Raw genomic sequence first — 24,055 nt, 5'->3', positions numbered from 1 at the left:
ATGACGCAACCGATCGAATTCTCCGACAACGCCGCCGCGCCGTTTCCGACCTCGCAGGAATTCCACACGATCAAGGAAGCCGCCCACGAGCACCTGCTGACGCGCATCGAGGAACTCGGTGCCGAGTTCGGCCGCTGGTCGCGCACGGCCATCCAGCGCTTCGTCGATCTCGAACTGGAGAGCTTCACGCGCCTGCGCCGGATCCCGATCAACGAGGCCGAGCTGCATCAGATCGCCGAGGCGCTGACCAAGGAGCTGGCCGGCTTCGGCCCGATCGAGGATCTGCTGAACGATCCCGCAGTCGAGGACATCCTGGTCAATGGCCACCTCGACGTCTACGTGTCGCGCCACGGCATGCTCGAACGCATCCCGGTGCGTTTTGCCGACGCCGGACATCTGCTGCGCATCGTGCGCCGGATCCTGGCGCCGATCGGCCGGCGGCTCGACGAATCGAATCCGATGGTCGATGCGCGGCTGCCCGACGGCGGCCGCATCAACGTCGTGATTCCGCCGCTGGCGCTGCAGGGCCCGGTGGTGTCGATCCGCAAGTTCCGCAAGGACCCGCTGACGCCGGAGGCGCTGCTGGGCCTCGGCACCATGAACCAGGAGATCGCCGATCTGCTGGAGGCTGCGGTCAAGGCGCGCTGCAATATCCTGGTCAGCGGCGGCACCAGCTCGGGCAAGACCTCGCTGCTCAATGCGCTTGCGATCTTCGTGCCGGACAGTGAGCGCGTGATCACCATCGAGGACACCGCCGAACTGGCGCTGAACCACCCGCACGTGGTCCGTCTGGAAAGCCGGCCCGGCGGATTCGAGGGCACCGGCGTGGTGTCGATCCGCGATCTGCTGCGCAACAGCCTGCGGATGCGGCCGGACCGGATCATCGTCGGCGAAGTGCGTGGCGGCGAGGTGCTGGAGATGCTGCAGGCGATGAGCACGGGCCACGACGGCTCGATGGGCACCATCCACGCGAGCAGCCCGCGCGAATGCCTGTACCGGCTGGAAATGCTGGCAGGTTTTGCGGGCTTTCAGGGCAGCGAGGCCAGCCTGCGCCGGCAGATCGCCAATGCGATCGACTTCATCGTGCAGATCGGCCGGCTGTCGAACGGCAAGCGCCGCATTCTGTCGATCACCGAAGTGACCGGCATGGGCGACAACATCGTCACCACGCAGGAACTGTATCGCCACGATCCGTATATCGGGCCGGACGGCGTCGAGGTCGACCGCTGGCAGTCGCTCGGCATCCTGCCGCATTCGCCGAAGCTGGCGCGCCTGCGCCAGGCCGGTTTCGGCATGGACGATCCGCTGGGCCGCTTCGATGTCTAGCGCCGGCCTGGCCATCGCCGCGATCGCCTTGCTGCTGCTCGGCGCCGGTCTGCTGCTGCTGGCGCAGGCCGCAACGCGCGCCGAGCGCGAGGCGGCGCGGGCCTTCGTGCAGGCGCAGACCGAACAGGTACGTTCGCGTTATGCCTCTGCGTCCGAGATGCCGCCCGTCACCGGCCCACGCGATCTGAAGCGGCGCTGGGCCGATCTGCTGCGCCGTGCCGACCTCGAGCCGACGCGCCGCACCTATCTGCTGTGGGGGGCGCCACCGCTGCTGCTGTGCGCAGCGGCGCTGATCGGCGGCGGCGCCGTCGCGGCCGCCGCAATGGCCGTGGTCTGCCTGGCGATCGGCGCCTGCCTGCTGTGGCGTCGCACCACGCGCTTTCATCGGCGCATGTGCGAACAATTGCCGGGATTTCTCGACGGCGTGGTGCGGCTGATGACGATCGGCAGCGCGGTCCCGGCGGCGTTCCAGCATGCGATCGGCAATACCGAACTGCCGCTGCGCCAGTGCCTGGTGCAGGCGGTGCATCTGCAGCGCGCCGGCAAGGAACTGGACCAGGCGGTGATGCAGGTCGCACGCAGCTATCGCTTCGATGAGTTGATCCTGCTCGCTTCGGTGCTCCGGCTCGCCACGCGTTACGGCGGCCGTGCCGACATCGTGATGGAGCGCACCGCCGCCTATATGCGCGATCGCGAGCAGGCGCAGCGCGAACTGTCGGCGCTGTCGGCGGAAACACGGATGTCGGCGTGGATTCTGGGTTTGCTGCCGGTAGTCGTGGCGGGGTTGATGTTCGTTTTCAACGCCAGCTATCTGCTGATGATGTGGAACGATCCGTCGGGCCGCTTGATGCTGCTGGCGGCGTTCGGGCTGGAGATCGCCGGGGCGCTGCTGCTGTATCGGCTGGCGCGTTCGGTATAGGGGCGATGCCATGAACCGTGACAGCTTGATCGCCCTCAGCCTGTTGATCGCCGCGCTCGGTGTGGCGGCGCTGGCCTTGCCGTTGCTGCAGCAGTGGTGGCTGCGCTGGCGCACGGCCCGCACATTGGACGCGGCGCTGGCGCGGCAAGGAGCGACGGCAGGGCATGGTGCGAAGACGGTCCCGGGCGAGCCCGGCGCGGGCGCCCCGGCCGGCGCGATGCCTGCTGTCGGACGTCAGGGTGCCATGCCGGCGGCGGCGAACGCGTCCGGCGCCGCAACCGGCGCGGTCAATGCGACGGCAGCGCCGGCAGCTGGTGTCGCCGGAACGGGCGGCGCACGGGCTCGCGTCGGTGCCCAGCTCGGCGGCCGCTTCGACGAACGCTGGCTCGCCAGTCCGCTCGGCAAGGCCATCGTCGGCCCCGAAGAGATCCGCCTGCTGGAACAGTGCGGCTGGTATGGCCCGAAGGCCCGCGCCATGTTTGGCGGGCTGCGACTTTGTGTGCCGCTGCTGATCGCGGCGGTGCTGATGCTGTGGCGGCTGCCGGAATCGCTGCAGGGCGCCGTGTTTACTGCGTTCGGCGGCTTCGCGCTGTCCTTTCTCGCGTTCAAGTCGGTGCTGCGGCGACGCGCCGACAGCCGCATGCGCCAGCTCGACGACGAACTGCCGGTGCTGGTCGACATGCTCCGGCTGCTGCAAGGGGTCGGCATGTCGATCGACCAGAGCCTGCAACTGATCGTCACCGAGTTCGGCACCATGCTGCCCGTGCTGGGCCCCGAGCTGAAGCGCGCCAACGATCAATTCGCCTCGGGCCGCTCGCGCGAGCAGACGCTGCAGCGCATTGGCAAGCTGTTCGAGAGCGAGGACCTGCGCAATCTGATCATGCTGCTGAACCAGGTCGACCGCTTCGGCGGCGCCGTGCAGGAGCCGCTGAAGCTGTTCGGCTTGCGGCTGCAGGAGGCGCGCAAGATGCGATTGAAGGAGAAGGTCGGCCGCCTGACCGTCAAGATGACCGGCGTGATGGTGGTCAGCCTGCTGCCGGTACTGCTGATCGTGACCGCGGGGCCGGGGTTTCTCGGCGTGATTCGGATGCTGGCGAAGTTTGCTGGAGATGTGCAATGAAGGGCTTTATCCAACGAATCCGCTCGGCCGCAGGGTTTCTCGCCTCTCCCGCGAGCGGGAGAGGGGAGTGCCCGGCAGGCAAGGCTGGCTGCAACGCGCTGGCGCCCGACGCTGGCCGCAGTAACCGTCGCCAGCGCCGGCTGGCTCGCCGCCGGATGCGCCGCCAACGACCCCGCCTCGCTGATGAGCAAGCAGGCCGACGCCCAGATCGCGCTGTCGAAGCTGCAGGACAAGCAGGCGCAGGAGCAGTACGACGATCGCGCTGTGTACCGCGGCCTGATCGAGCGGATGCAGCAGCAGGGGCTGTACTACGCCTCGCTTGCGCATCTGGATGCCTATCAGCAACGCTTCGGCGACAGCGCGGACGTGGCGATGCTGCGTGCCGATGCGCTGCGCGAAACCGAACAGGACGAAGCCGCCGCCGTCGCCTACCGCAACCTGCTGGGCACCCGCTACGCCGCGCGCGCGTACCACGGCCTCGGCCTGCTGGCCGGCCGCAGCGGCGACTTCGGCGAAGCGGTGACCCAGCTCGAAGCGTCGTTGTCGCGCGATCCGACCAATGCGTTGGTGGCAAGCGACCTGGGCTATGCGCTGATGCGGGCGGGGCATTTGCAGCAGGCGCGCGTGCCGGTGATGCAGGCACTGCAGCTCGATGGCGCCAATCCCCGCATCGTCAGCAATGCCGCGGTGTGGATGCTGGCGAACCGCCAGCGCGACCAGGCGACGGCGTTGATGGAACGAGCCTCGATGTCGGCGGCGACGCGCAAGGCGATCGCGCAGGAGGCCGACCGCATCGCGCGCGAGGCGGCGCGGCAGGAACGCGCGGCTTCCCGTCCTGGCGGTACACGGCCGAAGCCGCAGCGCGTTGCCTTGACCGCGGCGGCTCAGCCGGGCGAAACCGCGGCACAGAATCCGGCGAGCGCGCCATGACAAACGCGGGCCGATTCGCGATCGACCGCAACAGGAGAAGGGCAATGCGTCTAATCAGACCGTCACGCGTGGCCGGCAGCGCCGCGATCGCCTTGTGTGCCGCCTGCTGGATGCCCGCGGCCGGAGCGCAGACCAGCGCGCCGGCCGGTACGGAGGCAAGCACAAAGGCAGGCACGGAGGCAGGCACGGAGGCGAGCAAAACTGCGCAGGTCCGCCGGCCCTCGAACAGGGCGATCGGCAGCGACACGCGCAGCCTGCTTGCGATCCAGCGCGAGGGCAGCCAGGCCGGCGCCACGCTCCACACGCCGGGCGAACAGGCCGCGCTGGCGCATATGCGCTATCTGAAGAGCTTCGAGCATCCGATTCCCGAGCGTTTCGTCGGCCAATCGAGTGGGGGCGGTGGCATCGGCCTGGTCGGATTGACCCCCTCGCGGTAATGATGACGGTCCGGCGTACCAGGACGCGCGCACAATCGCGCGGTGCGGTCAGCATCCTGATGGTGGTGCTGCTCGCCACCATCGGCATGGCCGCGCTGGTGTCCATCGACGTCGGGCATGTCTTCTATCGGCAGCGGCAGCTGCAATCCGTCGCGGACATGGCGGCACTGGCCGCTGCCCAGCAGCTGCGTCGCGCTGATACCAATGCGGCAATGATCGAGCGGGCCATCGTGGCCGCGCAGGCTTCCGCCACACAGAACGGTTTTACCGGTCCGACGCGCGAAGACTGCGGCGCGAGCGCCGGCGGTGAAGACGGCATGACGGTATGCGCTGGCATTTGGGATCCGAACGATACGGCGGCGGCCTCCGATGGCCGTCATTTCCGCGCCAGCTACGATCCCACGCGCTTGTCGCCGAATGCCGCGCGCGTGGTCGTCTCGCAAACGGTGCCCATCTTGTTCGGATTGCCCGGTGGCGACGGACGGCGGTTGCGCGCCGAGGCGATCGGCAACGCCAGTCCGCCGGTGGCGGCGTTCTCGGTCGGCAGCGGATTGCTGAATTTCGAATCGTCCAGAAGTGCGTTGGCGCTGCTGCTGGGCAATACCATCAGCCTGTCGGCATCGGATTGGCAGGGGCTGGTCAATACCACCGTCACGCTCGACCAGTTGCGATTGAAGGCCGGTGTCGGCACGGTCGACGAATTGCTGAACGCGGGCTTGTCGCTGTCGCAGTTCTACGCACTGGTGCTTGGCGCGGCGAACAAGGAGTTGCTGCTCAACGCGATGCTGGGCGGGATGCCGGCGATCATCGATGCCAGGGCGCTGGCGGCGGGGCTCAATGTCGGACGCGTACTCGACCTCGGCGTGCTCGCGCCAGCAATGTCGTCGGCGGTGGACGTTGGGCTGAATGTGGCGGAGTTGTTGATGCTGGCGGCGCAGGTGGCGAACAGGGGCGCAGCGGTCGATCTGGCCGGAGCGGTGCCACTACTGCCGGGCTCGCAACTGGCACTGCGCATCGTCGAGCCCCCGCGTATGGCGGTAGGGCCGGTGCGTCGATCCACGACCGATCCAATGGGATGGGAGACCACGGCACGCACGTCGCAGGTGGATCTTGGCATCAAGCTTCAATTGGGGGCGGAGGCCGAGGGTGAATCCGAACTGCTGAACTTGCCGCTTCGCGTGGAGCTCGCGACAGCGCGAACGGCGCTGACCGGCTTGCGTTGTTCAGCGGCGCGAGCGGATCGGCGGGCCACGCTCAATACCGTTACCACCGCAGCGAAGGTCTGTTTGGCCAGTGAGGATTTGGCTCAGTGCGCCGAATCCGATGTCGTGTTGGTGAACGCGCTGATATTGAAAGTAATCGCGAGTCCAAAACAGCAGACCATTTCCGGGACGAGCATGACATCGACGCTAGCTCCTGGTGAGCAAACCTCGACCACATCCCCAGGGCAGCTGGCAGCGCTGGTCGAAGGCCTCGCCCGCAATCTCGATGTAAAGGTCAGAGTGAATCTGATCCTCACTACCCTCAACCTGGACCTGAAGCTCGGCGGCATCGTCAGCGCCCTGAGCTCCGTGATATTCAGCGTGCTCGGCCCGACCCTCGACGGCCTGCTCGCCGCCCTCGGCATCCAATTAAGCAACGCCGACCTCTGGGTTCACGACGTCGATTGCGACAACACCAGACTCGTCTATTGACCCGCGAGAACCGCGACATGAATACGACCAGCCGCCGTGCGGCCATTCCAGCATCGCCATGAAAACAGACCGCTGGGCCTACGAAAATCTCGAAGTCTACGTATGGGAAGGCAAATACGAATTTGCCGACCGGGTAGCCCGCTTTCTCGCGCCGCTTGGCGCGGAAGTCATCCGCGCCGGCGGGCTCGAGGGCTTGCCGACCGAGCCGCGTCTGAAGCTGTCGGTGGCGATCATCAGCGTATCGGTGATCGGCGCCGCCAAATTCACCGCACTCGATTGGGAGGCGGTGCATGGCATGCCCGTGATCTGGGTGGCCGCACCCACGCGCGAAAACGATCCAGGGCGGTTTCCTCCGGAATACGCGCATATCCTGTCCGACGATTTCACCGGCGCCGATCTGCGTGCCCAGCTCGGCAAGCTGCTGCCGCAACTGCTGGCGGCCAGCGAGGTGCAACCCGAGATCGCCGAGCTGGTGGCGGGCTCGCCCGCGATGCAGCAGCTGATGTCGCACGTCGATACCTATGCGGACTTCGACAGCAACGTGATGCTGTATGGAGAAACCGGCGCCGGCAAGGAGCGCATCGCGCGGCTGTTCCACGAGCGCCACAGCATCTACGGCAAGGGACCGTTCGTAGCCGTCAACTGCGGTGCGATCCCCGACGGGCTGTTCGAATCGCAGTTCTTCGGCCACGCCAAGGGCGCGTTCACGGGCGCGATGTACGCGCATCGCGGCTATTTCGAACAGGCCAACGGCGGCACGCTGTTCCTCGACGAAATTGCCGATCTGCCGTTGTTCCAGCAGGTCAAGCTGCTGCGCGTGCTGGAGGAGAGCGTCGTTACGCGGCTGGGCTCGACATTGCCGATCAAGCTCAACTTCCGCCTGGTCGCGGCGACCAACAAGGATCTGCGCGAGTTGGTGGGGCAGGGCAAGTTCCGCGCCGATCTATATTTCCGCCTGGCGGTGATCGAACTGCGGATTCCAAGCCTGGAAGAGCGCGGCGCCGCGGACAAGGTCGGGCTGCTAGAGGCGTTCCTGCGGCAGATTCTCGGACGGTCCGGCTACGAGGCGCTGCCGCCGATGCCGGACTGGCTCAAGGGCGCGGTGGGTACCGCCTATTTCGCCGGCAACGTGCGCGAGCTGCGCAATCTGGCCGAGCGCGTCGCGATCGTGGTCCAGCACGATGGGCTGTGGGACCAGGATCGCATCCGCCCGCTGTTCCGCGCGCTGCGTCCCGGGGCGTTCGAGGGCAACGACCGCGGCGTCGACTGGCGCACCGAGGTTGAAGAACGCCGCCGCATCATCGCCGCACTCGATGCCAACGGCTGGCGCCGTCAGGACACCGCGGCGAGCCTCGGCATCAGCCGCAAGGTGCTGTGGGAGAAGATGCGCAAGTTCCAGATTGCCGACAACGAGGCGGAACCGGCCTGAGCCGACCTCAGCGGTTACGCCTCGCTGCCTCGTGCTCCAGCAATTGCCGCAGCTCCGCGCGGATCGTCCGCAGCAGCACCATCCGCTCCTCCGGCGTGGGATCGCGCAGAAAGGTGTACGCGTGCAGCGTCAGCGGATGCAACCCGAGTACGCTGGCGAGTTGCGCCACCTTGTCCAGCGTCGGACTCTTCTGCCCACGCTCGAGGCTGCTGACATAGGTGCGGCTCGATACCGTGTCGAACGCCTCCTGCGACAAGCCCTTTGCCACGCGCGCGGCCCGCAGCGCCCCACCGAAATGTGACCGCAGGTCGAATTTATTCAGGTTCAGCAGGATGTCGGAATCTGGGCCTTGCTGCATCTTCGGTAACTCGTATGACGTTCATCGCGCGCCCGCTGTCGGTTCGCGCACGGATAGGCCGCCGCCAAATGCAAATCCCTGGCCGAAGGGCAGGGCCGGTTGCGCTGGCGCATGCCGCGGACGGGAGGCCGTGGTGGAGCCGCGCTGGCCCTCTGCCGCTGACGACGAACCAGAGAGAATCTGGCGAATCCGCGCCAAATAGCGCTCGCCGACGGCCCGGTTGGCCCGCGCCACTTCCGTACGGAAAGCACTGCGTGCTGGCGGACGGATATCCAGCGCACGGCAGACTTCGGACAGATAGGGCTTGGATTTGCCGTTCAGGCGCGTGGCAGCCAGCCGCACCGCGTCGTCACCGACCTGTTGGCGCAGCCAACGAAGGACGAGACGGTCGTATTCGTTCTGAATCCGGATCAGGTCTTCCATGGGCACTCCCGATGGCTGTATGTTTGTACAGGTACTGTAAGGATATACAGTATTGGCCGGGATGCAAGAAAAAATGGTGTGAACGTTCTGAACGTTCCTCCGGGCGAGCCGGCGAGGCTTTACGTGAGTTGTCTTGTATGCTGTTTTTACTTTGAATGACGAGTATTCTTGAAATACAATGAATTCCAAGTAAGATGGTGATACAACGAATTCTTTGTAAATTGAAAGCCCCCAGGATCGTATGAGCCACTTCACTGTCCGGACCTCCGACCAACTGCCGCAGCTGCTGCAGGCCTTTCGAAAGGAGGCGGGTTTGACGCAAGCGGAGGCCGCCTTGCGCATGGGTGTCAGCCAACAGACCTTGTCCGCGCTGGAGCGCAACCCGACGCGCGTCAGCGTGGACAAGCTGATGCGCCTGCTCAGCGTCCTCGGCGTCGAACTCGTGCTTCACAAGACCCCACCGCAGCCGGGTAGCGCTACCTCGTCCACCCCGCGGGTTTGGTGACATGGGACGGCGATCTCACACCCGGACCTTGAGTCTGTGGATGAACGGCGCGTTCGTCGGCACCTGGCAGTTCAACCCCCGGGCCGGCGATGTGCTGCAGTACGCGCCCGAATGGGTGGCCTCCGAGGTGGGGCGGCCCTTGTCCCTATCGCTGCCCTTCACCCCCGGCAACGCGCCCCACCGCGGCGACAAGGTGCGGGCCTACTTCGACAATCTTCTGCCCGATACCCGGGAAATCCGCGAACGCATCGCGCGGCGGTATCGCACCGGCTCCACCGATGCTTTCGATTTGCTCGCCGAAATCGGCCGCGATTGCGTCGGCGCATTGCAACTGCTGCCCGACGGTACGGTGCCCGCCGGTGTGCAGCCGATCGAGGCGGAGCCCCTGACCGAGACCCAGATCGCACAAGTGCTGCGCGGCACGCTGGCGTCCGCGCCGCCCAGCTTCGTCGACGAGGAAGAGGAGTTCCGCATCTCCATCGCCGGCGCCCAGGAAAAGACCGCGCTGTTGTTCTACAACGGCGCCTGGTGCCTGCCACACGGCCAAACGCCCACCACGCACATCCTGAAGCTGCCGCTTGGCCTGGTCGGCGGGCTGAAGCTGAACATGACCGAATCGGTGGAGAACGAGTGGCTGTGCTCGCTGATCCTGCGGGAATTCGGTCTGCCGGTAGCGCACTGTGAGCCCGTGCAATTCGAGGACGTGAAGGCGCTCAGCGTGCAAAGGTTCGACCGCATGTGGTGGCAAAGCGAGGCTGGCGACAGTCGCCTGATCCGGCTGCCGCAAGAGGACATGTGTCAGGCGAAGGGTGTGCCGCCGACCGCGAAGTACGAAGCCGACGGCGGACCGGGCATCGACAGCATCATGGATACGCTGGCCGGCTCCACGACGCGCGACGATGACCGCCGGACCTTCTTCCAGGCGCAGGTCCTCTTCTGGATGCTGCGGGCCACCGATGGGCATGCGAAGAACTTCAGCCTGTTCCTGCGTCCGGAAGGGCGGTATCAGCTGACGCCGCTCTACGATGTGCTGTCGGCCTACCCGATCATCGGCGAGACGCCGGGCAAGCTCTCGCCGTTCAGCGTCAGGATGGCCATGGCGGTTCGGTCGCGGAACGCGCATTACAAGATGCGGGAAATCCAGCGCCGCCATTGGGTCGCCGTCGGCGAGCGGCATGGCGTCATCACCCCTGACGGACGTTCGGCGCAGTACGTGGTCGACGACCTGGCCCAACGCGCGCCACGGGTCGTCCAGACGGTGCGGGAACAGCTGCCGGCGAACTTCCCTGAACAACTGGCGAACTGTGTGCTCGACGGGGTGTTGTCCGAGGCGGAAACGCTTCTCGGGTAGTCCTGGGCCACAGGACCTCGTCGCCCGGACCCATCCCATGCCGATCGCTCCCATGCCGATATCCGCCGGCACCGGGCCTTACGGCGTCCCGAACCCGTCCTTCAGCGCCTCGCGCAGATAGTCGACCAGCAGCCGTACCGCCCGTGGCAGCAGCGGGCTGTAGGGCCGGATCGCATAGATCGCATCGCCAAAAGCCCCGGACGGCCGCCAGGCCGGCAATACCTGCACCAGCTTGCCCGCCTGCAGATCGGCCTGCGCGGTGAAGTCCGGCACCAGCGCGATGCCCAGACCGCCCAGCGCGGCATCGCGCAGCGCCTCGCTGTTATCCGCCGCGAAATTCCCCCGGATGCCCACGCTTTGCCGGGCCGCACCGCCTTTCACCGGCTCGAAGCTCCAGCTTGGCTGTTCGCCCCGGCGGAAGTAATGCAGGCAGTTGTGCGCGGTCAGGTCCGAGGGCGATGCCGGCGTGCCGTGACGCCGCAGATAGGCGCGCGTCGCCACCAGGACGGTGCCGGTGCGGCACAGCGTCCAGGCGATATGGGTATCCGGTGCCCGCGAGGCGTGGCGTACCGCCAGGTCGAAGCCCTCGCGCGCCAGCGAGGCGAAGCTGTCCGACAGCTCCAGCTCGACGCGGATTTGGGGATACATCGCCAGAAACGCCGGCAGCCGGGGCACGATCTGCTGGCGGCCCAGCGCCACCGGTGCCGTCATCCGCACCAGCCCGCGCGGCTCGCCCCCCATGTCCTTGACGTCGCCGAAGCTGCGCTCGATTGACTCGAACGGTATCCGGGTCGCGTCGACCAGCCGCTGCCCCGCCTCGGTCAGCCGCACGCTTCGTGTGGTGCGCTGAACCAGCGGGATGCCGGCCGCCCGTTCCAGTTCGGCGATGCGCTGGCTCATCGCGCCCTTGCTGATGCCGAGCTGCGTGGCCGCCGCCGTATAACTGCCGACGTCGCCGAGCACCACGAGGGAGTGCAAATGCACCCACAGCGATTCGATCTTTTGCTTGTCCATCGGCGGATTGTTTAGTTCATTGAACAGTGAGTCAAGCGCGGCGCTATTGAATGGTGGCCGGAGCGACGCCTACACTGGCCCCATTCCATCGGTTCTCGCCGATTCCAAACATCCCACCGACACCAGAACTGCAAGGAGCCTGAGATGACCCAAGCGCATGCCTTTACCGATCGCGCCGACGTCGGCCACTACATCGGCGGCCAGCGAACCGGCGGCAGCAGCCAGCGCCGGCAGGACGTGTTCAATCCGGCCACCGGAGAGGCCGCGCGCCAGGTCGTGCTCGGTGACGTCGCCGATGTCGATGCCGCCGTGGCCGCGGCCGCCGCTGCGTTCCCCGCATGGGCCGACACGCCGCCGATCCGCCGCGCCCGCGTGATGCAGCGCTTCCTGCAGCTGATGAATCAGCATCGCGACACGCTGGCCGCGATCATCACGGCCGAGCACGGCAAGGTCTTCTCCGACGCGCAGGGCGAAGTGATGCGCGGCATCGACGTGATCGAGTTCGCCTGCGGCATTCCGCAGCTGCTGAAGGGCGACTACACCGATCAGGTCAGCACCGGTATCGACAACTGGACGATGCGCCAGCCGCTGGGCGTGGTGACCGGCATCACGCCGTTCAACTTTCCCTGCATGGTGCCGTGCTGGATGTTCCCGGTGGCGATCGCCGCGGGCAATACCTTCGTGCTGAAGCCCAGCGAACGCGACCCCAGCGCCAGCCTGTTCATGGCCGATCTGCTGGCTGAAGCGGGGCTGCCGGCCGGCGTGTTCAACGTCGTGCAGGGCGACAAGACCGTGGTCGATGCGCTGATCGCCCATCCGCAAGTGAAGGCCGTCAGCTTCGTCGGCTCCACGCCGATCGCGCAGGCGATCAGCCAGCGGGCCGCCGAATTCGGCAAGCGCGTGCAGGCCCTGGGCGGCGCCAAGAACCATCTGGTGGTGATGCCCGATGCCGATCCCGAGATGGCGATCGACGCGCTGATCGGCGCGGCCTACGGCTCGGCCGGCGAGCGCTGCATGGCGGTGTCAGTCGCGGTGCTGGTCGGCGATACCGCCGACCGCCTGATTCCGAAGCTGGCCGAACGCGCGCGCGCACTGAAGATCGGCAACGGCATGAACCCCGAGGCCGAGATGGGCCCGGTGGTCACGCGGCAGGCACTGGAACGCATCGAGGGCTATATCGGCCTGGGCGTGGAAGAGGGCGCGACCCTGGTGCTCGATGGCCGTGGCCATCGCGTGGAGGGGCATGAACAAGGCTTCTTCACAGGCGCTACGCTGTTCGACAACGTCAAGCCGGAGATGCGCATCTACCGCGAGGAGATCTTTGGCCCGGTGCTGGCCTGCGTCCGCGTCAAGGACTTCGCCGAAGCGGTCGAACTGATCAACGCACACGAATTCGGCAACGGCGTCGCGTGCTACACCAGCGATGGCGGCATTGCGCGCGAATTCGCCCGCCGCATCGAAGTCGGCATGGTCGGCATCAACGTGCCGATTCCGGTGCCGATGGCCTGGCATGGCTTCGGTGGCTGGAAGCGCAGCCTGTTCGGCGATACCCATGCCTACGGCGAAGAGGGCGTGCGCTTCTATACCAAGCAGAAGTCCGTGATGCAGCGCTGGCCGCAGAGCATCGGCAAGGGGGCAGAATTCGCGATGCCGACGTCGAAGTAAGGCGCGCCGGAAACGGCGACATCCGGCGACATCCGGCGGCGCCGGCGGGGTGAATACCCGCCGGCGCTTTTTTTTTTGGCGCCGAATGCTTCAACGCCGGGACGCTTCCCTTGTTCAAGATAGCGAAACATACGTGGCATATATGAAGCCCCGCGCGTTAGTTTGCACGTGCAAGTTGGCCGCGCTGGATCGACGCCGGCGCCGGAATGACCCGAACGCGGGAACACCGGCATTCGAGCAAGCCGATCACGCCAGCAGAAAACACCGCAAATATCGGCAGATAAGGGAGACAAACCATGAACATCCGCAGGCAATGGCTGGCCGCCATGCTGGCACTGACGGCTTCATCGATGGCGTTTGCTCAGGACAACGAAGGCTGGCCGAACCGCCCGGTCAAGCTGGTCGTCGCCAGTGCGGCCGGGGGCGGTACGGATACGCTCGCGCGCCTTCTTGCCGAGCAACTCGGAGCGGTGTTCGGCAAGCCGTTCGTGGTCGAGAACAAGCCCGGCGCGAATGGCCTGATTGCCAGCGAAGCCGTGTCCGCCGCGAGCCCGGACGGCTACACACTGCTGCTTACCTATGCCGGCGCGATGGTCGTCAACCCTGCGCTTTACACGCGCGCGCCGGATCCGCTCAAGCGTTTCGAACCGATTGCGCAGATCGGCAGCTTCGGCAACCTGATGGTGGCCTCGCCCAAGGTGCCGGTCCACAACCTGAAGGAGCTCGTGGCCTATGCCAGGCAGCGTCCGGGCCAACTCAGCTACGGATCGTGGGGCATGGGGTCGGGTGGGCACCTGACCATGGAGAGCTTTCTGAAGAAGGCGAATCTCGACATGGTCCACGCGCCGTACAAGGGCACCGCCGCCGTGGCGACGGACGTCCAGAGCGGTCTGTTGCCCGTCGGCTGGGTCGACGTCAGTTCCCAGATCGGCCTCGTCAAGGCCGGCCGGCTGGTGCCGATCGCCGTCAGCGGCTCCAGTCGGTTGCCGCAGTTTCCGAATGTGCCGACCATGGGAGAGCAAGGCTATCCGTTTCCGACCACCAGCTGGTATGGCATGTTCGCGCCGGCGGGCACATCCGCAACGCTGGTGGATCGGTTGAACAAGGAAGTGGTGCGCGCCATCGCGACGCCGGCGTTTCGCGACCGCCTGACCGCGCTGAACCTCCCTGTCGCTCCAGCCCTGACGCCGGCGCAGTTCCGAAAAGTGGTCGCCGACGATACGGTGGCATGGCAACGCATTGCACAGGACGCCGGCGTCAAGCCGGAGTAAAGCGTCATGCAATCCAAGGCTTCATTCGATAGGAGCGACCTGGAAGGGGTCGTGTTGGCCGGACTGTGCGTCGTCGATTTCGGCCAGTTCATCGCAGCGCCGTCGGCGGGCCAGATCCTGGCCGATCTGGGCGCGGACGTGATCAAGGTCGAGCCTCCGGGCGGCGATGCAAGCCGTCGCTCGGGCTGGCAGACGGACGCCTGCGGCCCCATGTTTTCCGCCTATAACCGCGGCAAGCGTTCGATCGTCCTCGATCTGCGTCGAGCGGAGGATCGTGGCGTGGCGATGGATCTGGTGGGCCGCGCCGATGTGGTGCTGCAGAACTCGCGTCCAGGTGTGATGGAGAAGTACGGGCTTGGCGCCGAGCAGCTTCGGGGTGTCCTCCCCCGGCTTGTCTACGGCTCCGTCAACGGCTTTGGCGACAGTGGGCCGGCGGCGGAGCGTCCGGGCCTCGATATCGCCGCGCAGGCCGAAAGCGGAATGATGAGCATGAACGGCGATGCCCACGCCGATCCGACACGCGTGGGGTTCACCGTCGTCGACGTGCTGGCCGGACGTACGCTGGCGACGGGGGTGCTGGCTGCGCTGGTGCGCCGTGGCATCACCGGGCAAGGCGCCCATGTCAAGGTGTCCCTGATCGACGTGGCAGCCGATGCGCTCAGCCAGCAATGGGCCGAATACCAACTGCTGGACACGGTGCCGTCACGCTGCGGCAACGGCCAGCCGACGATGGCGCCGGCGGCGGATGTGCTACCGACTGCCGACGGCAGAATCGTGATCTCGGCCTATCTGCCGGAACACTTTGCCCGCTTGTGCGAATGCATGAGACTGCCGGAACTCGCGCAAGACCCACGCTTTCACGACAACGCCTCGCGCGTGGCGAATCGACCCGCCTTGCGCGGGATGCTTGCCGGCGCGTTGTCGGCGCTGACCACCGAGGAAGCTTGCCGAATGCTCAATGCCGCTGGCGTGGTCTGCGGCGCGGTGCGCGACCTGCACGATGCCATCCAGTACGCGCAGGCCACAACACCGGAACGAGTGATCAGCGTGCCGTCGCCCGGCAACCGGACGCTGCGCATGCCGGCCTTGCCCATGACGATCGACGACGGAAGGCCGCGCGATGCTGCGCTTCCCGATCTCGGCCAGCACACGGCCGAGATCCTTGCCGAACTGGACCTGCAGCGGGAAACGATGGCGTAGGTCGCTTCAAGCGAGCGCCTCGCGATGAATGTCACGCGGCGCTCGTTTGGCGTTTGGCTTCGTCCAACAGCCAACGCAAAAAGCTGGCAATGGCCGGCTTTTCCTCCGCCTTGGGCATGGTGACGGCGTAGTACGCAAATTCTGTCGGCCACGGCCGATCCAGCGCAATTGCCAGCCGACCGCTGGCAATTTCCTCTCGCGCATAGATATCGCGAACCAGCGCGATGCCCTGGCCGGCCTCGGCCGCGCGGATCAGCAGGAAATCGTCATCGAAGGCGGGCCCCCGCTCGATGCGCGGATCGCTTTCCACGCCCAGCGCTTTCAGCCAAAGACGCCAGTCGGACCTGTCCGAATCCTGCAGCAACGGGTAGTCGAGGCAATCGATGGCATCGCGGATTGGCGGCCCCTCGGCCAGCAGTTTTGGACATGCGACCGGAATCAATACTGGTGCCATCAGATAGTGCGCGTCGAGTCCGGCGTAATTGCCCAGGCCATGCCGAATGGCGATGTCGACGCGGTCCCGGCGCAAGTCGGCCAAGGCGGACGACGCCTCGACGCGCACTTCGATATCCGGATGCCGATCGGTAAACGTGCCCAGCCTCGGCACCAGCCACGAGGCGGCGAAGGTCGGCACAGCGCTGACGGTCAAGGTCTGGCGCGCATTGATGGCGTCCAGCGTCGCCAGGCTCGCTTCGATCTGGTCGAACGCCCGCAACAGGGCCGGATGCACCTGTGCCCCCGCAGGCGTCAGTTCGACGCCGTAGCGCGTGCGGCTGAACAGGGTGACACCGGTACGTTCCTGCAACAGCTTCAATTGCTGGCTGACGGCGCCGGGCGTCACCCCCATCGCGTCCGCCGCCCGCTTGAGGCTGCCGTGCCGACCGGTTTCGACGAAGGCACGCAATGCCAGCAACGGGAGTACCGAGCCCATGGATTCAGGTTTTCTATTGTGGGAGTTTGGGGGAAATCGATTATGCCCAAGCGAATTGCCTGCGTAATCGATATAGGCGTTTGTGTGTTTAGTCTAGCTACTTTATAAGGGAAGGCAAGCGAAACGCCGAACCTTGGTCAAGATGACATCGCTTCGCAGCATCGGTTCCGGTAGGGGTCGATTCAAGAATTTAGATGAGCTACATGCACGAGGCAGATTAAATCGTTTCTTGGTGCAGCTGTTTCGCCATAGAGTTTTCTCTGTTTTGCCAATGAGGAAACAGCCGATGACAACGAATCCTTTCACCGACGAGAATCTCCCCGCTATCGACATGCCAGGCGCCTCCGCGCCGGCATTCGCCATGCATGCGGGCTACCGTCGCATGTTCAGCCCCAATGCGCTGACGGTTGGGATCTTCCTGCCCTTGCGGTTCTATCAAGGCGACATGAGCGTCCTTTCCGGCCAGGCCGATCTGGTGACAAAGATCGATCGTCTCGGCTTCGCCGCCGTGTGGGTCCGCGATGTACCGCTGTTTGACCCGAACTTCGGCGATGCGGGACAGGTATTCGATCCCTTTACCTACCTTGCCTTCTTGGCGGCTGGCACCCGGCGCGTTGCACTGGCGACGGGAAGCGCGATCTTTACCTTGCGCCACCCGATCGACCTGGCAAAGGCCGCCACGACAATCGACCAGCTTTCCGGTGGGCGGCTGGTGCTTGGCATCGCGTCCGGAGACCGGCCGGTCGAGTTTCCGGCCTACGGCATCGATCATGGTGGACGTGGCGAGCGTTTTGCCGAGACGGTTGCCTACTTCCGGCAGCTGATGCACGGAGGACGGCTCGACATACGCTCATCGCTGGGACAGATGCGGAACGTCGAACTGTTGCCCAAGCCCGTGTCGGGCGCGATTCCGCTGATCGTCACCGGCAGTTCGCGTCAGTCCCTGGAATGGGTCGGTCGATACGCGGATGGATGGCTGACGTATCCCGGGCCGGCATACACCAGCGCCGGTCCGCAACGTCTGGCCGAAAAAATCCGCGCGTGGCGGGCGCTGATCCCCGATGGTGGCTTCCGGCCCCATATGACCAACGAATGGATCGAGCTGGTGGACGACCCGGACTATCCGCGCACACCGATGAACGGCGGGTTCATCCTGAAGACCGGCCGCAAGGGCCTGATCGATCTGCTTCAAGAGTGGAAAGCGGCTGGCGTCAACCATGCCGCGCTGGGTATCCAATTTTCGTCGCGTCCCGCCGCGGAGATCATCCAGGAGCTGGCCGAAGAGGTGCTGCCGTTGTTCCCTTCGCATGAAGGCCCGGAGCCAGCGAACGCCGATTGGTAGCAGGTCTGGGCGCCGGCATCCATAACAACGTCTTTGACAGGGTTAATGCCCGCCGGCGCCGATGCTGGCAAAATCCGCACCGTGGCCCGTTGGGGCAAGCTTGAACCTGCCGAATCGCTGAATTGCATCGCGCAGGTTTTTTACATCTTAATTTCGTACCGATCGATATAAAACTAACCGATATAAGACTAATGACAAGCGTGTCCACCACACCTTCCTCGACTCGAGCGGCAGCGGCAATGCCGTTCGCCGTCTATATCCTCGGACTGACCGTCTTTTGCCTGACCACCTCGGAATTCATGGTGGCCGGCATGATGCCCTCGTTAGCCGCCGCCTTCGGCGTGCCGGTCGAACGCATCGGCTATCTGGTGTCGATCTACGCCGCAGGCATGGTGCTCGGTGGGCCGGTGCTGACTGTGGCGCTGGCGCGCGTTCCGCTGCGTCCGGCGTTGCTCGGATTGCTGGCCACGTATATGGTCGGGCAGATCGGTTGCGCGATGGCGGATGATTATCTGGTGATGGCGATCGGCCGTGCGGTGACCGGCATCGCCGCATCCGCGTGCTTCGGCATCGTGCTGTCGATGTGCGCGGAGATGGTGGCGCCGGAGGTGCGCGGGCGCGCTGCGGCGATCGTGATCGGCGGCCTGATGATCGCCACGGTCGCAGGCTTGCCGCTGGCTACGCTGGTCGACCTGCACCTGGGCTGGCGAGCGAGCTTCTGGCTGCTGGTGGTGCTGACCGGCCTTTGTGTGCTGGCGGTGCGTTGGAAGATTCCCGCGACCTTGACCACCAGCACCAATGGCATGCGCAGCGAACTGGCCTCGCTGGCAAATCGCGAGCTGTGGGCCGCCTATACGACCAGCGCGCTGATCATCGGCGCGACGTTTGCTGGCTTCAGCTATTTCGCCCTGGTACTGACCAAGGTGTCGGGCTTCTCGCCGTCTTCGATCCCTGCGCTGCTGGGCCTGTATGGCCTGGCGACCGTGATCGGCAACGCGGTGATCGGCCGCTTTGCTGACCGGCATACGATGCGCATTCTGTTGTGGGGATTGACGGTGCTGGCGGGGGCGTTGGCACTGTTTGCCGTCTACGCCGATCAGCCGCTGGTTGCGGTCATTGCGATGTTGCTGGTTGGGCTGACCGGCGTATCGCTGAATCCGGCGATGGTGGTGCGCGTGATGCGGGCCGCGCCGCCCGGGCCGCTGGTCAATACGATGCATACCGCCGTCATCAATATCGGCCTGATGTCGGGGTCGTGGCTCGGCGGCGTGGGCATCAGCCAGGGCTGGGGGCTGCGATCGCCGCTGTGGGTCGGCACGGTGCTGGCGGTGGTCGGCGTGCTGGCGGTGCTGCCCTATGCGTTGCGGCGGTCGCGGGTGCCTGGCCCGGGCTTTCAGGCGGAGTGCGCGAAGGGATAGACCTGCTTCGCGCGTTGCCGTTACCAATCAATCGCGCGAGAACACAGCGCCCTTGCCAGGCCGGATATAGCGCGGCGTCGGAAGGCCCATCGCCTTTGCGGCATTGAGGATGCCGTCCTCGATCGCCCCGGCGTCGCGCACGCCTTGATATTCGCCGTCCTTGAAGATTACGTTGGCGCCGTAGACCACCATGAATCCTTCCGCTGCCTCCTTGGCGTCGGCCGGCACGGAAAAGGTATGGACCGAGCCGCCAGGCTCATACAGATAGCTGCCGGCGGTCTGCCGATCGTCCGGGTACTCGACGTAATTCCATTCGCCTTTCGTCGTAAAGAAGTGAACGGTGCCCGTGTGGAAGTGCGGGGGCAGCGTGGTGCCCGGTTCGAATTTGCCGTACAGCACCCAGACGCCGTTCTCGCGGTCCAGAAACAGCGGAATGATCGTCGAGCCCGGCTCGGAACCCGCGAATTCCACCGCGTCGTGGATATTCACCGTCATCAGGCGGTCTTGATGCGTGACGACCTTGGGCAAGGCCATGATCTGAATCTCCTCTGATGTGGGGATGGTTCCGCTGATACCGTTCACAGAAGACCAAGCGCGCGCAACTTGGCATCCGGCGCCGAGTACGGGCGCTCGCAGACGATCTTGTCCGAGCCGGGCGCAAATTCGAACGTGGCGGCGATCCGGATGCGGAAGGTGCGGCCGGTCGGTTCGTAGGTCTTGCCATTGGCTTTCAACGGGCCGAGATGCGTGCCCTGCAGCCAGAATTCGACCAGCACGGTATCGCCGTCGGCCGCAATGGCGATGATCTCGTTCTTCAGATCGGGAAAGGGCACCCGCGACGAATCGAAATACCCCCGCACCTCGGCCTCGCCATCGAATACGGCTCCACTGCCGTGCATTTCGTAGCGCGGATGCGCGAAGGTATCGATCACGGCGTCCCAATCGTGGACGCACTCCAGCGCCATATGGTCGCGTACGGTCTGGATGCGGGCTTCATTCAGGGTGGAAGACATAGAAAATTCGTGGGGTGACGTAATGGAGGAGGGGGCTACCGTGTGGGTGCGGCAATGCGTCAGTCGAGCGACATGTGCGCCTGCTGGGCGATCGATTTCCACATCGGGATATCGCGCGCATTGATCGCTTGCTGCTCGGTGCCGGAAACGTATTTGGCCGTAATGCCCAGCGACAGCAGCTTGCTGACGACCTCGGGTTCCTTCAGCGTCTTCTCGAGCACGGCCGACAGCTTGTCGACGATCGGCTTCGGAGTCTTGGCTGGCACATACATCGCCCATGTCAATTCGCGGTCGAAGTCGACGCCTTGCTCCTGATAGCTGGCCACGTTCGGCAGGCTTGGCGAGCGCTTGGTGCAGACGGCCAGTGCCTTGACCTTGCCTTCCTTGACGAACGGCGTCGCGGTCACCATGTCGACGAAGGCCACGGAGATATGGTTGCCGAGCAGATCCGTGATGATCTGCGAGGTGCCCTTGTAGGGCACGTGCTGCAGCGGGATGCCGGCCTTCTGGCTGAGGATCTCGCCGCAGAAATGTCCGGTCGAGCCGGAGCCCCAGCTAGCGTATTGAATGGGCGCCTGCTGTTTCCGTGCCAACGCCATCAGCTCTTTCAGATTGTTTGCCGGGTACGAATTCGACGCGACCATGACAATCGATGAATTGCCGATGGTCCCGAGGCTCTGAAAGTCGCGGACCGGATCATAGGGCAGCTTCGCGTAGGTCGCGGCCGCCAGCGGATGCGTCGACATGCCGCCGATCATGATCGTGTAGCCGTCCGGCGTTGCCGTCGCCACCGCCTGAGTGCCGATCGTGCCGGCCGCGCCGGGCTTGTTCTCGACCACCACCGGTTGCTTCAGCTGCGCGGCAAAGCGCTCGGCCAGGAAGCGGCCCAGCGTATCGCCGCCACCGCCGGCGGAGAAGGGCAGCAGCATGCGGATCGGGCGCTCGGGATAGGTGGCGGGGTCGGCCGCCTGCGCGGTGATGGCCGCCACGGCCAGCAACGCGGCTGTGAAGAGCTTCTTCATGTCTTGTCTCCAAGGGTGTTCGCCCGTTCTGCGATGCGGGGTTCGGGTTGGCGTTTCCTTCTTTGTGGAAACGTTTCCATTGCAGTGTCGTCGAGGGTGGTGGGACCAGCAATCATGGTTAACGCTATGCTGCGCCGAGTCAGCACATCGGCTACTGTGTCTTTATGGAAACGTTTCCAACATTCGATGACATGGAGCCAAGATGAGCTTGCTGTTCGGAGGCCTATGCCAGATCGGCTACGTCGTGCGGGATATCGAGAAGGCGATGCGGCACTGGAGCGAGGTGCTCGGTGTCGGGCCGTGGTTCTACAAGAAGGAAGTCGGGACGACCGAATTTCGCTACTACGGTGAGCCCTCGGCTTTGCCGGATCTGGCTATCGCGCTTGCCAATTCCGGCGGAGTGCAAATCGAGCTGATCCAGCAGCGCAATAACGCGCCGTCGCTCTATCTCGATTCGCTGAAGCACTTCGGCGAAGGCATGCAGCATATCGCGTACTGGACCGACGACCGCTTCGACGAATTCGCCGAGCGGCTGCGTGCAAGCCGCTATGTCGAGGGGCACGGCGGGCGCATGGGCATGCGCGGCCGATTTGCCTATTACGTCCATGCGGACTTGCCGGGCAACATCGTCGAGATTTCGGAAATGTCCGGCGGCAAGGGCGAATACTTTGCGGCAATTGCCGAGGCCGCGAAAGGCTGGGATGGTACGGATCCAATTCGGCGCATTGGAGCGCCACAATGAGGGCGGCCGAGGGCACGATGGCGGGCCGCCAGGTTGCGGTGGTAACCGGCGCCGCGCGCGGCATCGGTCTCGCAATCGGCAATCGGCTTGCGGCGGACGGATACGCGGTCGCCCTGTGGGATCGCGACCGAGTTCTGTTAGATGAGGCCGCTCGCACATTGCGGGGCGATGGTGCACGAGTATTGCCGGTGTCAGTCGACATTACCGATCGCCAGCAGGTCGAGCGGGCATTTGCACAGACGGTCGAAGCTCTGGGCACTCCAACAGCGCTGGTGAACAATGCCGCCATCCTCGGACGCAGAGGGCCGACGGTAGAGGCGTCCGTCGACGAATGGAAGCTTGTCTTCGACGTGAATGTGTTCGGCGCATTGCAATGCGTGCAGGCGGTCGTGCCAGCGATGGTCACGAATGGCTGGGGCCGCGTGGTCAACGTGGCTTCGGTCGCCGGCAAGGAGGGCAATCCGTTCGCCGGTGCCTATGCGGCATCGAAGGCCGCATTGATATCGATGACGAAGAGCCTGGGCAAGGAACTCGCGGAGACTGGCGTACTGGTCAACTGCATCACGCCCAGCGCGGCCGATACCGATATCTTTGGCCAGCACGACGAAAGCCAGCGGGCACAATTGCAGGCCCGCCTGCTCGAACGGGTGCCGATGAAGCGGTTCGTGCGCGTCGAGGAAGTAGCGGAAATGGCCGCATGGCTGTGTTCCGCCCGCTGCAGCTTCAGCACAGGGGCGGTATTCGATATCAGCGGCGGCCGCGCGATGTACTGATGGGCGGGCAGGGCAGGGCCATCGGATCGACGATAATAGCGGCCCAGGGCCCGCTACGATTACCGCCAGCTCAGACCCCAAGCCGGACCATCGATGACCAGCCGAACGCGCACCCCCAGCTCCGATACGCCAGCCCGCGTCACGATCCGCGACGTGGCGCGCGCCGCCGGCGTTTCGGTGGGCACGGCATCGCGCGCACTGAACCGCAGCGGTCCGGTGAGCGAGGCCGCCCTGCAGGCCGTCGAGCGCGCCGCGAAGGCGCTGGCCTATGCGCCCGATCCCATTGCGCAAAGCATGCGCACGGGTACCTCCGGCGTCGTGGGGTTGCTGGTGTCCGATCTGGCCAATCCGCTGTACGCCCGCATCATCACCGCGGTCGAAACGCGGCTACAGCGCGAAGGTTATGCGATGGTGGTCGGCAACACGCATAACAACAAGGCGCAGGAAGAACTGATGGTCGACCTGTTCCGCCGCCGCCGCGTCGACGGACTGATCCTCGGCCCCTGCGAGACCGAACGCCCCGATTACCTCGCCCAGATCTCCCGCGACCTCGCCGTCGTCGCCATGGACCGCGACTTCGGCGCGCACGGTGTCGGCGTTCATGTCGAACACGCCCGCGGCTCGTACGAAGCGACCCGGTACCTGCTCGACCTTGGGCACACGCGCATCGCGCTGATGACATCCGACGGTGCTTTGCGCCCGGGCCGCGAGCGCATCAACGGCTATCGCAAAGCGATGGAGGAGCGCGGTCTCACCGTGGATAGCGCCCTCGTGCGCTCCAGACGCTCGGCGATGGATCTGTCATTCAGCGATGCTTTGGCGCTGCTGTCCGCCAAGGACCGCCCGACGGCATTCATCTGCCTTGGCACGCGGATTCTCTCTGGTGTTCTGCAAGCAATGAAGCAGACTGGGCACCGCATGCCGGAAGATGTCAGCCTGATCTGCGTGGGGGATAGTGATCTGGCGCAGCTTTATACGCCGGCAATAACTGCCATCGATTGGGATCTGGAGGCGGTGGGGACGGCGGCGGCGGAGATGTTGTTGCGGAGTATTGGGGGCGGTACAGGCCCGGACGATGCGAAGGCGGCAGCAGGGCGGGAGATTCGGCTGGGTACGCGGGTTGTGTTGCGGGAATCGTGTGCGCCGCCTGCGTTGAGAAAGAGATAGATTTT

At 65.2% G+C, this 24,055-nt stretch carries 24 protein-coding genes; 17 read left to right on the top strand and 7 right to left on the bottom strand.

Translation table 11 applies throughout. From position 1 onward, the window contains the following. From HTY53_RS03205 to HTY53_RS03175, 7 genes are all read left to right on the top strand, one after another. Complete coding sequence (locus tag HTY53_RS03205; protein WP_174105002.1) at window positions 1–1,326, top strand: CpaF family protein; 1,326 nt, start codon at window positions 1–3, stop codon at window positions 1,324–1,326. Then, window positions 1,319–2,245: a type II secretion system F family protein gene (locus tag HTY53_RS03200; RefSeq protein WP_174105001.1), complete on the top strand. Its 927-nt coding sequence runs from the start codon at window positions 1,319–1,321 to the stop codon at window positions 2,243–2,245. The genes HTY53_RS03205 and HTY53_RS03200 overlap by 8 nt, the downstream gene beginning before the upstream one ends. Before the next feature lie 10 nt (window positions 2,246–2,255). Continuing rightward, complete coding sequence (locus tag HTY53_RS03195; protein WP_174105000.1) at window positions 2,256–3,365, top strand: type II secretion system F family protein; 1,110 nt, start codon at window positions 2,256–2,258, stop codon at window positions 3,363–3,365. Window positions 3,366–3,548: 183 nt separating this feature from the next. Continuing rightward, window positions 3,549–4,295, top strand: a complete 747-nt coding sequence (locus HTY53_RS03190; RefSeq protein ID WP_174104999.1) for a tetratricopeptide repeat protein — start codon at window positions 3,549–3,551, stop codon at window positions 4,293–4,295. A 44-nt stretch (window positions 4,296–4,339) separates the two neighbouring features. Further along, window positions 4,340–4,732 carry a DUF3613 domain-containing protein gene (locus HTY53_RS03185; protein WP_254599768.1) on the top strand — a complete coding sequence of 131 codons (393 nt, stop codon included), beginning with the start codon at window positions 4,340–4,342 and terminating at the stop codon, window positions 4,730–4,732. Further along, entirely contained in the window at window positions 4,732–6,426 is a 1,695-nt protein-coding gene (locus HTY53_RS03180; protein ID WP_368040890.1) for a TadG family pilus assembly protein, read from the top strand. The genes HTY53_RS03185 and HTY53_RS03180 overlap by 1 nt, the downstream gene beginning before the upstream one ends. Before the next feature lie 58 nt (window positions 6,427–6,484). Further along, window positions 6,485–7,855 carry a sigma 54-interacting transcriptional regulator gene (locus HTY53_RS03175; protein ID WP_174104998.1) on the top strand — a complete coding sequence of 457 codons (1,371 nt, stop codon included), beginning with the start codon at window positions 6,485–6,487 and terminating at the stop codon, window positions 7,853–7,855. 7 nt (window positions 7,856–7,862) lie between these two features. Here HTY53_RS03175 and HTY53_RS03170 read toward each other — a convergent pair whose 3' ends face one another. Together HTY53_RS03170 and HTY53_RS24720 are read right to left on the bottom strand one after the other, a co-directional pair. Further along, window positions 7,863–8,213 (bottom strand): helix-turn-helix domain-containing protein, encoded by a 351-nt coding sequence (locus tag HTY53_RS03170; protein ID WP_174104997.1) that lies wholly within the window; start codon window positions 8,211–8,213, stop codon window positions 7,863–7,865. A gap of 21 nt (window positions 8,214–8,234) precedes the next feature. Next, entirely contained in the window at window positions 8,235–8,636 is a 402-nt protein-coding gene (locus tag HTY53_RS24720) for a hypothetical protein (protein ID WP_238512311.1), read from the bottom strand. A gap of 241 nt (window positions 8,637–8,877) precedes the next feature. Between HTY53_RS24720 and HTY53_RS03160 the strand changes: the two genes are divergently transcribed. Beyond that, window positions 8,878–9,141, top strand: a complete 264-nt coding sequence (locus HTY53_RS03160) for a helix-turn-helix domain-containing protein (RefSeq protein WP_174104996.1) — start codon at window positions 8,878–8,880, stop codon at window positions 9,139–9,141. 1 nt (window position 9,142) lies between these two features. Beyond that, entirely contained in the window at window positions 9,143–10,492 is a 1,350-nt protein-coding gene (locus HTY53_RS03155) for a type II toxin-antitoxin system HipA family toxin (RefSeq protein ID WP_438820918.1), read from the top strand. Window positions 10,493–10,570: 78 nt separating this feature from the next. On the opposite strand, the gene HTY53_RS03150 is transcribed toward HTY53_RS03155, so the two are convergent. After that, window positions 10,571–11,506, bottom strand: coding sequence for a LysR family transcriptional regulator (locus tag HTY53_RS03150; protein ID WP_174104994.1), 936 nt, complete (start codon window positions 11,504–11,506; stop codon window positions 10,571–10,573). 144 nt (window positions 11,507–11,650) lie between these two features. Between HTY53_RS03150 and HTY53_RS03145 the strand changes: the two genes are divergently transcribed. From HTY53_RS03145 to HTY53_RS03135, 3 genes are all read left to right on the top strand, one after another. Further along, window positions 11,651–13,171, top strand: a complete 1,521-nt coding sequence (locus tag HTY53_RS03145; protein ID WP_174104993.1) for a CoA-acylating methylmalonate-semialdehyde dehydrogenase — start codon at window positions 11,651–11,653, stop codon at window positions 13,169–13,171. Between the two features lie 296 nt (window positions 13,172–13,467). Then, a complete protein-coding gene (locus HTY53_RS03140; RefSeq protein WP_174104992.1) occupies window positions 13,468–14,442 on the top strand; it encodes a Bug family tripartite tricarboxylate transporter substrate binding protein in 975 nt (324 codons plus the stop codon). A 6-nt stretch (window positions 14,443–14,448) separates the two neighbouring features. Beyond that, complete coding sequence (locus HTY53_RS03135) at window positions 14,449–15,642, top strand: CaiB/BaiF CoA transferase family protein (RefSeq protein WP_174104991.1); 1,194 nt, start codon at window positions 14,449–14,451, stop codon at window positions 15,640–15,642. A gap of 31 nt (window positions 15,643–15,673) precedes the next feature. Here HTY53_RS03135 and HTY53_RS03130 read toward each other — a convergent pair whose 3' ends face one another. Further along, complete coding sequence (locus tag HTY53_RS03130) at window positions 15,674–16,573, bottom strand: LysR substrate-binding domain-containing protein (RefSeq protein ID WP_174104990.1); 900 nt, start codon at window positions 16,571–16,573, stop codon at window positions 15,674–15,676. Window positions 16,574–16,934: 361 nt separating this feature from the next. On the opposite strand from HTY53_RS03130, the gene HTY53_RS03125 reads away from it, so the two are divergent. Continuing rightward, window positions 16,935–17,915 (top strand): LLM class oxidoreductase, encoded by a 981-nt coding sequence (locus HTY53_RS03125; protein WP_217435484.1) that lies wholly within the window; start codon window positions 16,935–16,937, stop codon window positions 17,913–17,915. A 239-nt stretch (window positions 17,916–18,154) separates the two neighbouring features. Beyond that, the gene (locus HTY53_RS03120; RefSeq protein ID WP_174104989.1) at window positions 18,155–19,333 is read left to right on the top strand and encodes an MFS transporter; all 1,179 of its coding nucleotides are present in this window, start codon (window positions 18,155–18,157) and stop codon (window positions 19,331–19,333) included. A 27-nt stretch (window positions 19,334–19,360) separates the two neighbouring features. Here the strand turns inward: HTY53_RS03120 and HTY53_RS03115 are convergent, their stop codons facing one another. From HTY53_RS03115 to HTY53_RS03105, 3 genes are read right to left on the bottom strand one after another with little or no spacing between them, the layout of a single operon-like run. Next, a complete protein-coding gene (locus HTY53_RS03115; RefSeq protein WP_174104988.1) occupies window positions 19,361–19,867 on the bottom strand; it encodes a 2,4'-dihydroxyacetophenone dioxygenase family protein in 507 nt (168 codons plus the stop codon). A 44-nt stretch (window positions 19,868–19,911) separates the two neighbouring features. Further along, entirely contained in the window at window positions 19,912–20,346 is a 435-nt protein-coding gene (locus HTY53_RS03110; RefSeq protein ID WP_174104987.1) for an ester cyclase, read from the bottom strand. Between the two features lie 59 nt (window positions 20,347–20,405). Further along, window positions 20,406–21,368 carry a Bug family tripartite tricarboxylate transporter substrate binding protein gene (locus HTY53_RS03105; RefSeq protein ID WP_174104986.1) on the bottom strand — a complete coding sequence of 321 codons (963 nt, stop codon included), beginning with the start codon at window positions 21,366–21,368 and terminating at the stop codon, window positions 20,406–20,408. 202 nt (window positions 21,369–21,570) lie between these two features. On the opposite strand from HTY53_RS03105, the gene HTY53_RS03100 reads away from it, so the two are divergent. From HTY53_RS03100 to HTY53_RS03090, 3 genes are all read left to right on the top strand, one after another. Further along, window positions 21,571–22,110 (top strand): VOC family protein, encoded by a 540-nt coding sequence (locus tag HTY53_RS03100; RefSeq protein ID WP_174104985.1) that lies wholly within the window; start codon window positions 21,571–21,573, stop codon window positions 22,108–22,110. Then, window positions 22,107–22,883, top strand: coding sequence for an SDR family NAD(P)-dependent oxidoreductase (locus HTY53_RS03095; RefSeq protein ID WP_174104984.1), 777 nt, complete (start codon window positions 22,107–22,109; stop codon window positions 22,881–22,883). The genes HTY53_RS03100 and HTY53_RS03095 overlap by 4 nt, the downstream gene beginning before the upstream one ends. Window positions 22,884–22,976: 93 nt before the next feature. Then, window positions 22,977–24,050 (top strand): LacI family DNA-binding transcriptional regulator, encoded by a 1,074-nt coding sequence (locus HTY53_RS03090; RefSeq protein ID WP_174104983.1) that lies wholly within the window; start codon window positions 22,977–22,979, stop codon window positions 24,048–24,050. The last annotated feature ends 5 nt before the right edge of the window (window positions 24,051–24,055 follow it).

Origin of the sequence: Cupriavidus gilardii, from assembly GCF_013314895.1 — a bacterium.
In the GTDB taxonomy this organism is placed as follows: domain Bacteria; phylum Pseudomonadota; class Gammaproteobacteria; order Burkholderiales; family Burkholderiaceae; genus Cupriavidus; species Cupriavidus gilardii_C.
This window is presented reverse-complemented; position numbering and strand designations above follow the sequence as displayed.